This is a genomic window from Vibrio sp. QJM3NY_15, assembly GCF_057785995.1.
In genome coordinates, this window is the sequence record NZ_CM173517.1 from 3,406,595 (window position 1) to 3,419,885 (window position 13,291).

The 13,291-nt window shown below is 45.6% G+C and carries 13 protein-coding genes; 10 read left to right on the forward strand and 3 right to left on the reverse strand.

Annotated features, from left to right (window positions below):
• Nucleotides 1-10 precede the first annotated feature (10 nt).
• The 8 genes from AC3CKG_RS15350 to fis all read left to right on the forward strand — a co-directional run bounded on the left by AC3CKG_RS15350 (nt 11) and on the right by fis (nt 7,975).
• The gene (locus tag AC3CKG_RS15350; protein ID WP_102279262.1) at nt 11-643 is read left to right on the forward strand and encodes a 3'-5' exonuclease; all 633 of its coding nucleotides are present in this window, start codon (nt 11-13) and stop codon (nt 641-643) included.
• 218 nt (nt 644-861) lie between these two features.
• Nucleotides 862-2,811: an acetate--CoA ligase gene (acs, locus tag AC3CKG_RS15355; RefSeq protein ID WP_017108601.1), complete on the forward strand. Its 1,950-nt coding sequence runs from the start codon at nt 862-864 to the stop codon at nt 2,809-2,811.
• A gap of 322 nt (nt 2,812-3,133) precedes the next feature.
• Nucleotides 3,134-3,583 (forward strand): type II 3-dehydroquinate dehydratase, encoded by a 450-nt coding sequence (aroQ, locus tag AC3CKG_RS15360; RefSeq protein ID WP_004729735.1) that lies wholly within the window; start codon nt 3,134-3,136, stop codon nt 3,581-3,583.
• Between the two features lie 74 nt (nt 3,584-3,657).
• Nucleotides 3,658-4,110 (forward strand): acetyl-CoA carboxylase biotin carboxyl carrier protein, encoded by a 453-nt coding sequence (gene accB, locus AC3CKG_RS15365; RefSeq protein WP_004729736.1) that lies wholly within the window; start codon nt 3,658-3,660, stop codon nt 4,108-4,110.
• 15 nt (nt 4,111-4,125) lie between these two features.
• Complete coding sequence (gene accC / locus AC3CKG_RS15370; protein WP_017104594.1) at nt 4,126-5,469, forward strand: acetyl-CoA carboxylase biotin carboxylase subunit; 1,344 nt, start codon at nt 4,126-4,128, stop codon at nt 5,467-5,469.
• 188 nt (nt 5,470-5,657) lie between these two features.
• Nucleotides 5,658-6,545: a 50S ribosomal protein L11 methyltransferase gene (gene prmA / locus AC3CKG_RS15375; protein ID WP_017108603.1), complete on the forward strand. Its 888-nt coding sequence runs from the start codon at nt 5,658-5,660 to the stop codon at nt 6,543-6,545.
• A 141-nt stretch (nt 6,546-6,686) separates the two neighbouring features.
• On the forward strand, nt 6,687-7,655 hold the full coding sequence (dusB, locus tag AC3CKG_RS15380) for a tRNA dihydrouridine synthase DusB (protein ID WP_488528547.1): 969 nt from the start codon (nt 6,687-6,689) through the stop codon (nt 7,653-7,655).
• Nucleotides 7,656-7,678: 23 nt separating this feature from the next.
• Nucleotides 7,679-7,975, forward strand: a complete 297-nt coding sequence (fis, locus tag AC3CKG_RS15385; RefSeq protein WP_004729744.1) for a DNA-binding transcriptional regulator Fis — start codon at nt 7,679-7,681, stop codon at nt 7,973-7,975.
• A gap of 192 nt (nt 7,976-8,167) precedes the next feature.
• Here the strand turns inward: fis and zntR are convergent, their stop codons facing one another.
• On the reverse strand, nt 8,168-8,599 hold the full coding sequence (zntR, locus tag AC3CKG_RS15390; protein WP_029223214.1) for a Zn(2+)-responsive transcriptional regulator: 432 nt from the start codon (nt 8,597-8,599) through the stop codon (nt 8,168-8,170).
• A gap of 323 nt (nt 8,600-8,922) precedes the next feature.
• Between zntR and purH the strand changes: the two genes are divergently transcribed.
• Nucleotides 8,923-10,515 carry a bifunctional phosphoribosylaminoimidazolecarboxamide formyltransferase/IMP cyclohydrolase gene (purH, locus tag AC3CKG_RS15395; RefSeq protein ID WP_102514499.1) on the forward strand — a complete coding sequence of 531 codons (1,593 nt, stop codon included), beginning with the start codon at nt 8,923-8,925 and terminating at the stop codon, nt 10,513-10,515.
• 326 nt (nt 10,516-10,841) lie between these two features.
• Nucleotides 10,842-12,131 carry a phosphoribosylamine--glycine ligase gene (purD, locus tag AC3CKG_RS15400; RefSeq protein ID WP_488528548.1) on the forward strand — a complete coding sequence of 430 codons (1,290 nt, stop codon included), beginning with the start codon at nt 10,842-10,844 and terminating at the stop codon, nt 12,129-12,131.
• A gap of 135 nt (nt 12,132-12,266) precedes the next feature.
• On the opposite strand, the gene AC3CKG_RS15405 is transcribed toward purD, so the two are convergent.
• Nucleotides 12,267-12,965, reverse strand: a complete 699-nt coding sequence (locus tag AC3CKG_RS15405) for a DUF1481 domain-containing protein (protein WP_076668721.1) — start codon at nt 12,963-12,965, stop codon at nt 12,267-12,269.
• Between the two features lie 47 nt (nt 12,966-13,012).
• The gene (gene hupA, locus AC3CKG_RS15410; RefSeq protein ID WP_017108607.1) at nt 13,013-13,285 is read right to left on the reverse strand and encodes a nucleoid-associated protein HU-alpha; all 273 of its coding nucleotides are present in this window, start codon (nt 13,283-13,285) and stop codon (nt 13,013-13,015) included.
• Nucleotides 13,286-13,291 lie beyond the last annotated feature (6 nt).

Here is a 13,291-nt window from a genome sequence, read left to right on the forward strand (position 1 = left end):
TGACTGAACGATGAATAGATTGATTCGTTATTACTGGCATCACAAACTCAAAGGCTCTGCTTATCAGCCTCTGTTTGCTGCGTCTGCTAATCACGAATACGTATCTCTCGATTGTGAAACCACCAGTCTCGACCCCAATCAGGCGGAATTAGTTACCATTGCCGCGACCAAGATCATTGGTAATCGAATCATTACCAGCCAGCCTTTCGAGGTCCGGCTACGAGCCCCTCAATCGCTCGATTGCAATTCAATCAAAATTCATCGCATTCGCCATCAAGATCTCAAGCATGGTATCGAAGAGAAACAGGCTTTGATCGAGCTGCTCGACTTTATTGGTAATCGCCCTTTAGTTGGCTATCACATCCGCTATGACAAGAAAATTCTCGACCGCGCCTGTTTAAAACAACTCGGATTTCCACTGCCTAACCGGTTAGTCGAAGTGAGCCAGCTCTATCAAGAAAAACTCGAAAGACAGCTACCCAATGCCTATTTTGATCTCAGTATGGACGCCATTTGTCGCCAGCTGGATCTACCTATCCCGGTCAATAAACATGATGCATTACAAGACGCTATCTCCGCCGCCCTGATCTTTGTTCGCCTTAAACACGGTGATTTACCTCGTTTCAACTCTTCTTATTCTTAATTCAACCATTGCCTCTCTACATAGAGAGCAATATCGCAAAAATGAACTTAACTCGCTATTTTGTAAGTGAAAAGCGGCGTCTCATCCTAAAGTCTAATTGTGGAAATCGCCGTCCTAGTCGAGAGTGATAGCACAACGACGGTCCTGTAATAGACTTAGAAACTGAACACAAAGGAAGTTGCCAGTTCATTAAGAATGTAGGCACAAGGAGAGATGCAATGAGTGAAGCCCACGTTTATCCGGTAAAAGAAAATATTAAATCAACCACACACGCGGATAATGACACTTACCTAGCCATGTACCAGCAATCTGTTTCTGACCCTGAAGGCTTTTGGGGTGAACACGGAAAAATCGTTGATTGGATTAAACCTTTCACACAGGTAAAAAATACTTCTTTCGACCCAGGCCACATTGATATTCGCTGGTTTGAAGATGGCACGCTTAACGTTTCGGCTAACTGTATCGACCGTCACCTTGCTGAGCGCGGTGATGAAGTCGCTATCATCTGGGAAGGCGATGACCCTGCTGATGATAAAACCCTAACCTTTAACGAACTACACAAAGAAGTGTGCCTGTTTTCTAATGCTCTGAAAGAGCAAGGCGTACGTAAAGGCGATGTGGTTTGTTTATACATGCCAATGGTTCCAGAAGCTGCGGTTGCGATGCTGGCATGTACCCGTATCGGCGCGGTTCACACAGTGGTATTTGGCGGTTTCTCCCCAGAAGCACTGTCTGGTCGTATTATCGATTCAAATTCTAAAGTCGTTATCACTGCCGATGAAGGCGTGCGTGGCGGCCGTGCTGTTCCACTGAAGAAGAATGTCGATGAAGCACTGACTAACCCTGAAGTGAAGAACATCGAGAAGGTTGTGGTATTCAAACGTACTGGCGGCGATGTGGCTTGGCACGAACACCGTGATGTGTGGTGGCATGATGCTATCGCAAACGTATCGGCGGATTGCCCACCAGAAGAGATGAATGCGGAAGATCCACTATTCATTCTTTATACATCAGGCTCAACAGGTAAACCTAAGGGTGTTATGCACACCACAGGTGGCTACCTTGTTTATGCAGCCATGACCTTCAAATACGTATTCGATTACCAAGAAGGCGAAACCTTCTGGTGTACTGCGGATGTGGGCTGGATTACCGGTCACACTTACCTTGTTTACGGACCGCTTGCCAATGGTGCGAAAACCATCCTGTTTGAAGGCGTGCCGAATTACCCGAACACAAGCCGCATGAGTGAAGTAGTTGATAAGCATCAAGTTAATATTCTTTATACTGCGCCAACGGCGATTCGCGCCCTAATGGCGAAAGGTAATGAAGCGGTTGAAGGGACTTCTCGTGACAGCCTAAGAGTCATGGGCTCGGTAGGTGAACCTATCAACCCAGAAGCGTGGGAGTGGTACTACAAAACAATTGGTAACGAGCAGTCTCCAATTGTCGATACATGGTGGCAAACAGAAACGGGCGGCATCTTAATCGCTCCACTACCGGGCGCAACAGACCTAAAACCGGGTTCAGCGACTCGTCCATTCTTCGGTGTGCAACCCGCGCTTGTCGACAACATGGGCAACATCATTGAGGGTGCAACAGACGGCAACCTTGTGATTCTTGACTCTTGGCCGGGACAAATGCGTACCGTACATGGCGATCATGACCGTTTCGAACAAACTTACTTCTCTACCTTTAAAGGTATGTACTTTACCAGTGATGGCGCTCGTCGTGATGAAGACGGTTACTACTGGATTACGGGTCGTGTCGATGACGTGCTTAACGTATCAGGTCACCGTATGGGTACCGCTGAGATTGAATCTGCGCTAGTGGCGTTCGATAAGATTGCAGAAGCAGCGATTGTGGGCATTCCTCACGATATTAAAGGCCAAGCAATTTACGCTTACATCACGCTTAATGATGGTGAGTTCCCAACCGCAGAGCTTCATAAAGAAGTCAAAGACTGGGTACGTAAAGAGATTGGCCCAATCGCAACACCAGACGTACTGCATTGGACAGATTCTTTGCCAAAAACTCGTTCAGGTAAAATCATGCGTCGTATCCTGCGTAAGATTGCCACTGGCGATACTGGCAACCTAGGCGATACGTCAACACTAGCAGACCCAAGCGTAGTCGATAAACTGATTGCAGAGAAAGCTGAACTGGCATAAGCAACCCGTCACATTAGCTTATCACTATTTAAAACAGCCATTAATAAACCGTCACCTATGTGGCGGTTTTTTTATGGCTGATCTTGATCTCAAATATCTTCGATAAAATTAAGGCAATCGCTGGTTTTTGTTAAGTTGATAACAATTCCATGCCGTACTTATAGGAGATTAGACCAGTAAATTGCTGCGATTTGCGCTGAATTAGCTATAATCTGGTTCTAATTTTTAAATTTGGGTTTTTCTTACTGGAAATTAACCCCAAATTTTCAATAAAATGGCAACATTCACATTCGTAAACACGATAAAGGAAGATAGCCCCACAATGTCTACAAAGTTTCGCATTCTAGTTTTAAATGGCCCAAACCTTAACCTGTTAGGCCTTAGAGAGCCTGCACACTACGGTTCTCAAACACTTGACCAGATTATTAGCTCTTTGACCGAGCAAGCGAAAACACAAGATGTTGAGCTGTCTCACTTACAGTCAAATCGTGAGTATGAACTGATTGAAGCTATCCATAGTGCTTATCAAAATGTTGATTTTATTATTATCAACCCAGCGGCCTTTACACATACCAGTGTGGCGTTGCGTGATGCACTACTTGGTGTTGCTATCCCATTTATTGAGGTTCATCTATCGAATGTTCACGCACGTGAACCATTCCGTCACCACTCATACCTATCTGATAAAGCAGAAGGTGTGATTTGTGGCTTAGGTGCCCAAGGTTATCAATTTGCTTTGACGGCTGCGCTCAACAAGCTCAACGCAAAGTAAATAAAAACAACGAACTATTACTAACCTACTCAGTCAAAGAGTAAGTTCAATCAACAGATAAAGAGAAAGAAACAATGGATATTCGCAAAATCAAAAAGCTAATCGAATTGGTTGAAGAGTCTGGCATTTCTGAGCTAGAGATCTCTGAAGGTGAAGAGTCAGTACGAATCAGTCGTAACAGCCCTGTATCTGCAGCGCCTATTCAATATGCAGCGGCTCCAGCTCCTGTAGCGGCAGCAGCACCTGCGGCGGCACCTGTAGCAGCAGAAGCAGCAGCTCCTGCAGTTCCAGCTGGTCACCAAGTTCTTTCTCCAATGGTTGGTACTTTCTACGGCGCTCCAAGCCCAGATGCAAAACCATTCGTTAAAGTTGGTCAATCTGTAACTGCTGGCGAAACTCTATGTATCGTTGAAGCAATGAAAATGATGAACCAAATCGAAGCTGATAAGTCTGGTGTTGTAACAGCAATCCTAGTTGAAGACGGTCAACCAGTAGAATTCGACCAAGCTCTAGTAATTATCGAATAATAGAGAGCACTTATTATGTTAGATAAATTAGTAATCGCGAACCGTGGTGAAATTGCACTGCGTATTCTGCGAGCATGTAAAGAGCTTGGCATCAAAACGGTAGCGGTTCACTCAACCGCTGACCGTGATCTTAAGCACGTACTTCTTGCTGACGAAACCATTTGTATTGGTCCAGCTCGCGGTATCGATAGCTACCTGAACATCCCTCGTATCATCAGCGCAGCTGAAGTTACAGGTGCAGTTGCTATTCACCCAGGCTACGGCTTCCTATCTGAAAATGCAGACTTTGCAGAACAGGTAGAGCGCAGTGGCTTTATCTTTGTTGGCCCTAAAGCTGAAACCATTCGCATGATGGGTGACAAAGTGTCAGCTATCACGTCAATGAAGAAAGCTGGCGTACCTTGTGTACCAGGTTCTGACGGCCCTCTTGATGACGACGAAGCGAAAAACAAAGCGCACGCTAAGCGCATTGGCTTCCCAGTTATCATCAAGGCATCTGGCGGCGGCGGCGGTCGTGGTATGCGTGTTGTTCGTTCTGAAGCAGAACTAACAGAAGCTATCGCGATGACTCGTGCTGAAGCAAAAGCATGTTTCAACAACGACATGGTTTACATGGAGAAATTCCTAGAAAACCCACGTCACATTGAAGTACAAGTGCTTGCAGATGGCCAAGGTAATGCTATCCACCTAGGTGAGCGTGACTGTTCAATGCAGCGTCGTCACCAGAAAGTTGTGGAAGAAGCACCAGCTCCAGGTATCACTGAAGAAATGCGTAAATACATAGGCGACCGTTGTACTCGTGCATGTCTTGAGATTGGTTACCGCGGCGCAGGTACATTTGAATTCCTATACGAGAACGGTGAGTTCTACTTCATCGAAATGAACACTCGTATTCAGGTTGAGCACACGATTACTGAAATGGTAACGGGTATCGATCTAGTGAAAGAGCAACTTCGCATTGCTGCTGGTCAGCCTCTATCATTCACACAGGATGATATTAAGCTGCGCGGCCACTCAATCGAATGTCGTATCAATGCTGAAGATCCAGTTCGCTTCCTACCTTCACCAGGTAAGATTGAACGTTTCCACGCACCAGGCGGCATGGGTGTTCGTTGGGAATCTCATATCTACACTGGCTACACAGTGCCACCGCATTACGATTCAATGATCGGCAAGCTGATCACTTACGGTGAGAACCGTGACGTAGCGATTGCACGCATGAAGAACGCACTAGCAGAAATGATTGTTGAAGGTATCAACGTCAATACTGAGCTGCAATTAGCGATTATGAACGACGAAAACTTCCAACACGGTGGTGCAAACATCCATTACCTTGAGAAGAAGCTTGGTCTGCAATAGAAGCAGGTCTTCCATAATACGTTCTCTGTAGAACAGTAATAAATGCTCACTTCGGTGGGCATTTTTGTTTTTAAACACTCGCAAAAATCAATCGATAATCCGTCTTATAATCCGCGGTGTTTTGGTGAATTTGCTCATATTTTCTGCTAGACTCCCCATCCAATTTTTCTCATATAGAAGATGCAGCCATGCCTTGGATTCAAATCAAGCTTAATGCGACCAATGAAAATGCCGAACAAATCGGCGACATGTTAATGGAAGAGACTGGTGCTCTTTCTGTAACTTTCCTGGATGCACAAGATACCCCTGTATTTGAGCCTCTGCCGGGTGAAACTCGCCTTTGGGGTGATACTGACATTCTCGCGCTTTACGACGCTGAGACTGATACTGGTGTCGTTCTAGCGCAGATTAAAGCAAGCAACATGTTCCCTGCAGACTTTGCTCATAAAGTAGAGCAAATTGAAGACAAGGATTGGGAACGTGAATGGATGGACAACTTCCACCCAATGAAGTTTGGTGAGCGTCTTTGGATCTGCCCTAGCTGGCGTGATATCCCAGAACCTGACGCTGTGAACGTCATGCTAGACCCTGGTCTTGCATTTGGTACGGGGACTCACCCAACAACAGCATTGTGTCTTGAATGGCTGGAAGGCTTAGACCTTACAGGCAAAACCGTGATCGACTTCGGTTGTGGTTCAGGCATTCTTGCGATCGCTGCGATCAAACTGGGCGCTGCAAAAGTTATCGGGATCGACATTGATCCTCAAGCTCTGCTTGCTTCAAAAGACAACGCACAACGCAATGGTGTTGCTGAGCAGCTAGAGGTGTTCCTACCTCAAGATCAACCTGAAGGTCTGATTGCTGACGTTGTTGTTGCTAACATTCTTGCAGGTCCATTACGCGACCTTTCAGGCATCATCAAAGGCCTAATTAAGCCAACTGGCGTGCTTGCGATGTCGGGTGTTTTGGATACACAAGCAGAAGATGTTGCGACTTATTATCGTGATGAGCTTCACATTGATCCAATCATTGAACAACAAGAATGGTGTCGAATCTCTGGTCGCAAGCAAGGCTAGACAAGACTTTGGGTGCTAATTGACTGAATTTTAAGCAAATTACAAAAACAAATTGTAAATGCTCAAATATTAGTCTTTTCACGCAGCGAAAAAATGCGTAAAATGCGCGCCCTTGCTGGTACAGAACTGTGATGACATTTTTTGAAAATCGGAAATTATCAACTTAAGAACAATCTAATCGTCGCTCCTATGGCTGGCGTAACGGATAGACCATTCCGTGAGTTGTGTCTTCGTTACGGTGCGGGGATGGCAGTCAGTGAAATGATGTCCTCCAATCCGAAAGTTTGGAAAACGTCAAAGTCTCAGCAGCGTATGGTACATGAAGGCGAATCGGGCATTCGTTCAGTACAAATCGCTGGTGCAGATCCACAGCTTATGGCCGAGGCTGCTCAATTCAATGTTGCTAACGGTGCGCAAATCATCGATATCAATATGGGTTGTCCAGCCAAAAAAGTGAATAAGAAGCTTGCGGGCTCAGCCCTACTTCAGCATCCAGAACTCATTGAAGACATTCTGAAGGCTGTGGTAAATGCTGTCGACGTTCCAGTAACGTTGAAAACGCGCACAGGCTGGGATACAGACAATAGAAACTGTGTCCAAATCGCTAAAATAGCCGAAGACTGCGGCATACAAGCTCTTGCCCTTCACGGGAGAACTCGCGCTTGTATGTACAAAGGTGAGGCAGAATACAAACACATTAAAGAAGCAAAACAAGCAGTATCTATTCCGGTTATCGCTAACGGTGATATCGATAGCCCGGAAAAAGCTAAGTTTGTGCTGGAGTACACTGGCGCTGATGCTTTAATGATAGGTCGACCTGCCCAAGGACGCCCTTGGATTTTTAACGAAATCCTACACTATTTGGAAAACGGCACCACGATGGACCCGCTCCCGACTTCGGAAGTGAAAGACATCATGCTTGGCCATGTTAACGCTCTACATGAATTTTATGGCGAGTTTTTAGGCCCCCGAATTGCTCGTAAGCATGTGGGTTGGTACCTAAAAGAACATGAACAAGCGAGTGAGTTTCGCCGTACCTTCAACGCTTTCGAAGCAGGTGATCTGCAGCTTGAAGCGCTAGAAGGTTTTTTTGATAACGTTGCACCATAATTACGAGAAGAGCTAGACCGAATATGTTCGAACAAAATCTGACTTCAGAAGCATTGACAGTAACTACAGTTACATCACAAGACCAAATCACGCAGAAGCCTCTACGTGACTCAGTTAAAGCATCATTGAAAAATTACCTTGCTCAATTAAACGGTCAAGAAGTCAGCGAGTTATACGAATTAGTATTAGCTGAAGTTGAACAGCCACTACTAGACACTATCATGCAGTACACTCGCGGTAACCAAACTCGCGCAGCAACCATGATGGGTATTAACCGCGGTACTCTTCGCAAGAAACTTAAAAAATACGGCATGAACTAATCGTTCTTTCGTAATTAATTGAATTGAAAGCCAAGCTCATTTATTGAGTTTGGCTTTTTTTTTTGCCTATTGATTATGTCGCTAAACAAGACAACCTCGCTGAGTAACAAGGTTGTAAGGCAATAAGTAATAACGCTGTAAGACAGCAAGGCAACATACCTAACGAATGCAAATTAGCGGCTATCGGCTTGGTTAGCTACAACAACGCCCCTTCTCAAGGTTTGCTGAGTCTAGGGCAGCCAGAATCGAACAATGGCTCGCATCGTCATCTATGTGGCCACAGCAGGCATCATTGATTTTCTTGAGTGCCGTTCGAATTTTAGTAAGCTCCGTTATCTTTTCATCAATCATCTCTAATTTAGAAGAGGTAATCGACTTCACTTCAGCGCAACTGTGTTGAGTCGCTTCAAGGCGAATCTCTAACAATTCTTTGATTTCATCTAAACTCAGCCCTAACTCTTTAGATTTGAGAATAAACGTCACCTGCTTTTGGTTATTTTCATCATACAGACGATAACCCGACTCACTGCGACTGGCTGGTGCAATCAGGTTATTCTTCTCATAAAAACGCAAGGTATCGGCTGTCACACCGCATCTTTTCGCCAATTCGCCAATCTGAAACATGTTTTTTCCTATTCTTTCATCCATTCCACTATTAACCTTGTTGTTACTTTTCAGGCTGAAATGGCACTTTTCATAATTAATTTTGAGATGCCAAACGATTGCGCGAGCTTTTTTGTAATAAATTAGTTAGAATCTGCGCCATCAAATTTGGAGTTGGTTATCTTATAGCTTGATTATAAGAACACCCAAAAGGTCTTTACCAAAACTGGCCAATATTTTATCTCTTACTGGTATCTAAGATACTCCACGCTGAGAAGATAGAAACAAGTTCTTTTTTGGCAAATATCTTTATTTTAACCCCATGAATTTGAGGAAATGGAAGCATGAATAACGCTCGTCCAATTCGCCGCGCTCTCATCAGCGTATCAGACAAAACTGGTATCGTTGAATTTGCACAAGCTCTTGCTAACCGTGGTGTAGATATCTTATCTACTGGTGGCACTGCTCGCCTGCTTGCTGAAAAAGGCATCTCTGTAACAGAAGTATCTGACTACACTGGCTTCCCAGAAATGATGGATGGCCGTGTTAAGACTCTGCACCCGAAAGTTCATGGTGGTGTTCTAGGCCGTCGTGGCCAAGATGATGGCGTGATGGAAACTCACGGTATCAACCCTATCGATATGGTTGTTGTAAACCTATACCCATTCGCAGAAACCGTTGCTAAAGAAGGTTGTACCCTTGCTGACGCTGTTGAGAACATCGACATCGGTGGCCCAACAATGGTTCGCTCTGCGGCTAAAAACCACAAAGACGTAACGATCGTTGTAAACGCACACGACTACGAGCGTGTTGTGGCTGAAATGGACGCGAACGAGAAATCTCTAACACTAGAGACTCGCTTCGACCTCGCTATCGCAGCATTCGAACACACCGCTTCTTACGACGGTATGATCGCAAACTACTTCGGCACTATGGTTCCATCTTACGGTGAGAACAAAGAAGGCGACGAAGAGTCTAAATTCCCTCGCACGTTCAACCAACAGTTCGAGAAGAAGCAAGACATGCGCTACGGTGAAAACAGCCACCAAGCAGCAGCTTTCTACGTTGAAGCAAACCCTGAAGAAGCATCAGTTTCTACAGCTCGCCAAATCCAAGGCAAAGCGCTTTCTTACAACAACATCGCTGACACTGACGCAGCACTTGAGTGTGTGAAAGAGTTCGACCAGCCAGCATGTGTAATTGTTAAGCACGCTAACCCATGTGGTGTTGCACTAGGTGAAGACATCCTAGAAGCTTACGACCGTGCATTCAAAACAGACCCAACGTCTGCATTTGGCGGCATCATAGCTTTCAACCGTGAGCTAGACGCTGCAACAGCAACGGCTATCACTGAGCGTCAATTCGTTGAAGTTATCATTGCACCATCTGTTTCTGCTGAAGCAGTAGCAATCGTAGCGGCTAAGAAAAATCTTCGCCTGCTTGAGTGTGGTGAGTGGACAACTAAGACAACTGGTTTTGACGTGAAACGCGTTAACGGTGGTTTGCTAGTTCAAGACCGCGACCAAGGCATGGTTTCTGAAGACGACCTAAAAGTCGTTTCTAAGCGCCAACCAACAGCTGAAGAGCTAAAAGATGCTCTATTCTGCTGGAAAGTAGCGAAGTACGTTAAGTCTAACGCTATCGTTTACTCGAAAGGTGACATGACGGTTGGTGTGGGCGCTGGCCAAATGAGCCGCGTTTACTCTGCGAAAATCGCAGGCATCAAAGCGGCAGACGAAGGTCTACAGGTTGAAGGTTGTGTGATGGCATCAGATGCATTCTTCCCATTCCGTGACGGTATCGACGCGGCAGCAGAAGCGGGCATCAAGTGTGTTATCCAACCGGGCGGCTCTATGCGTGATGACGAAGTTATTGCAGCAGCAGACGAACACGGCATGGCGATGATCTTTACAGGCATGCGTCACTTCCGCCACTAATTCTCCTGTCATCATTGGGGCGGTAACTGCGTTGACTACGCTCGCTTACGCTAATCACATAGCGGGCTATGCTCATAGGGATAAGCTCGCTTGTCGCCTTGTTAGCGCTCCCACTGATTTAAAGAGACCTCAAATAGTTGAATGACGTAAGCACCAACTACTTTGAGCAAGACTTATAATTTTGTTTTTTAAATATTCCGATATTTGAAATACGTAGAGCAAGTCAGTGACTTTAGTTCAAGGAAAACACGCGGAGCTTATGACCATAAGTGAGCATGTTTGACACAGAAATAAAGGCTCTGAAGCAGCTATAAGGATTTTAAAACATGAATGTATTGATTATCGGTGCAGGCGGTCGTGAGCATGCACTTGGTTGGAAAGCAGCACAAAACCCAAACGTTGAAACAGTATTCATCGCTCCAGGTAACGCAGGTACTGCACTTGAGCCGAAACTTGAGAACGTAAACATCGGCGTTGAAGACATCGCTGGTTTAGTGGCGTTTGCTCAAGAGAAAAAAATCGAACTGACTATCGTTGGTCCTGAAGCACCATTGGTTATTGGTGTGGTTGATGCATTCCGCGAAGTTGGCCTACCAATCTTTGGCCCAACTCAAGCGGCAGCACAGCTTGAAGGCTCTAAAGCATTCACCAAAGACTTCCTAGCTCGTCATGAGATCCCAACAGGTTACTACTCAAACTTCACTGAGATTGAGCCAGCTATCGCTTACGTTCGCGAGCAAGGTGCTCCAATCGTAGTAAAAGCTGATGGCCTTGCTGCAGGTAAAGGCGTTATCGTTGCGATGACCCTTGAAGAAGCAGAAGACGCAATCAAAGACATGCTAGCAGGCAACGCATTTGGCGAAGCAGGCAGCCGCGTGGTTATCGAAGAGTTCCTTGAAGGCGAAGAAGCAAGCTTCATCGTTATGGTTGACGGTTCTAGCGTTCTTCCTATGGCCACCAGCCAAGACCACAAACGTGTTGGTGACAAAGACACTGGCCCTAATACTGGCGGTATGGGTGCTTACTCTCCAGCTCCAGTGGTAACTCCAGAAATCCATAACCGCATCCTTGAGGAAGTTATCTACCCAACGGTACGTGGTATGGACGCAGAAGGCGCACCTTACACTGGTTTCCTTTACGCTGGCCTAATGATCGATGCTGACGGCACACCTAAAGTTATCGAATACAACTGCCGCTTCGGTGATCCAGAAACGCAACCTATTATGATGCGTATGGAGTCGGATCTTGTTGAGCTTTGCCTAATGGCTATCGACGAGAAACTGGATGAAGCAGAATCTAAATGGGATCCACGCGCTTCTATCGGTGTTGTTCTTGCGGCTGGCGGTTACCCTGCTGACTACGCAAAAGGCGATGTAATTTCCCTGCCGACAAGCGAAGTTGAAGGCCAAAAAGTTTTCCATGCAGGTACCACAAATAACGAAGCTGGCGACGTTGTGACAAACGGCGGCCGCGTGCTATGTGCAACCGCACTGGGCAATACGGTTTCTGAAGCTCAGGAGCGCGCTTACGCGTTAACTAAGCAAGTTAGCTGGAATGGTATGTTCCACCGCAATGACATTGGTTACCGTGCGATTACGCGCGAGCAAGAGCAGTAATCTCTCTCGAACAATCTATCTCTAACTCATTGCAGTTAGCTAAATCAAAAAAGGCGCCCAGGGCGCCTTTTTAATATTAAAAATTCATTGATATACGCTTACCAAGCGTTTGGCCTATCGTAGGCCAAAAGCTCTCTACTCACTGAGAAGTGATGGCCTTTGAATACATTGGTGGTTTTCATCTGCTAATACTAGTAGCTCAGCAACCGACACTTTACGTGACGACACCTTGCCCACAAGAGCACCATAACTCTCTACTGAAGCAAGACGATTGACAACGATTCTTGGTAAGGTCTTGTTAAATTCAAAGTACTCGAATTGATCACCAGAACATGTCTCAAAAATCTCACCATTCCAGTAGCCCTGAAGAAGCTCTAATCCTTCATCATTTTGCTTCTCTGTGATATCGAGAACCGAAATCGCCTGCTTTTGGTAGTTTTCCAGCTGCTCTGATTGAAGTGGCAAGATTTTGCTACCGATTCGGTATTGTTGATACACAGCCTCGCCAGACTGATTAAAGCGCACATGAATACGATAAGGTGCTAACGCTTGTGAATCGTCACGTAGCTCGCCTTCACGAATAAATTCACGCAGCACACCACCGGACCAAGCATAATCGGTTTTGTACCAGCCATAGTCACCCATAGTGACGTAATCAGCAGAAGTGTGTGGTTGTGTTAGCTTGTTGGTGACCCAGAAGAAACTTGTCGCGTCGCCCATGACTTGGCCGCCGGTATAGGTTTCAAATTGCTCTAGGTTTTTGCCGGGGCTTGTTGAAGAACAGCCGAGAAGAAATGTAGATAAGAGTGAAACGAGAAGAAATGCTTTTTTCATAAAACCTGTACCGAGGTGAGAGTAAAACTACCTCGGTACAGTTTAGATTATTTTACTGAATCTTTCAGCGCTTTACCTGCAACAAATGCTGGAACATTTGCAGCAGCGATTTGGATCTCATCACCAGTTTTTGGGTTACGACCAGTGCGAGCTGCACGGTGGTTTACTTTAAAAGTACCAAAACCAATTAGCTGTACTTGATCGCCATCTTTAAGAGTCTCAGTCACGCCGCCAAGAGTTGCTTCTAGAGCCGCTTTAGCTTGTGCTTTCGAAAGGTCCGCTTTTTCAGCAATAAAGTCGATTAATTGAGTCTTGTTCATTTTAGG

What these genes read in the sequence shown, in the direction of transcription:
- AC3CKG_RS15350 (WP_102279262.1), top strand. Translation starts at nt 11, where the DNA reads ATGAATAGATTGATTCGTTATTACTGGCATCACAAACTCAAAGGCTCT.
- acs (WP_017108601.1), top strand. Translation starts at nt 862, where the DNA reads ATGAGTGAAGCCCACGTTTATCCGGTAAAAGAAAATATTAAATCAACC.
- aroQ (WP_004729735.1), top strand. Translation starts at nt 3,134, where the DNA reads ATGTCTACAAAGTTTCGCATTCTAGTTTTAAATGGCCCAAACCTTAAC.
- accB (WP_004729736.1), top strand. Translation starts at nt 3,658, where the DNA reads ATGGATATTCGCAAAATCAAAAAGCTAATCGAATTGGTTGAAGAGTCT.
- accC (WP_017104594.1), top strand. Translation starts at nt 4,126, where the DNA reads ATGTTAGATAAATTAGTAATCGCGAACCGTGGTGAAATTGCACTGCGT.
- prmA (WP_017108603.1), top strand. Translation starts at nt 5,658, where the DNA reads ATGCCTTGGATTCAAATCAAGCTTAATGCGACCAATGAAAATGCCGAA.
- fis (WP_004729744.1), top strand. Translation starts at nt 7,679, where the DNA reads ATGTTCGAACAAAATCTGACTTCAGAAGCATTGACAGTAACTACAGTT.
- zntR (WP_029223214.1), bottom strand. Translation starts at nt 8,599, where the DNA reads ATGTTTCAGATTGGCGAATTGGCGAAAAGATGCGGTGTGACAGCCGAT.
- purH (WP_102514499.1), top strand. Translation starts at nt 8,923, where the DNA reads ATGAATAACGCTCGTCCAATTCGCCGCGCTCTCATCAGCGTATCAGAC.
- purD (WP_488528548.1), top strand. Translation starts at nt 10,842, where the DNA reads ATGAATGTATTGATTATCGGTGCAGGCGGTCGTGAGCATGCACTTGGT.
- AC3CKG_RS15405 (WP_076668721.1), bottom strand. Translation starts at nt 12,965, where the DNA reads ATGAAAAAAGCATTTCTTCTCGTTTCACTCTTATCTACATTTCTTCTC.
- hupA (WP_017108607.1), bottom strand. Translation starts at nt 13,285, where the DNA reads ATGAACAAGACTCAATTAATCGACTTTATTGCTGAAAAAGCGGACCTT.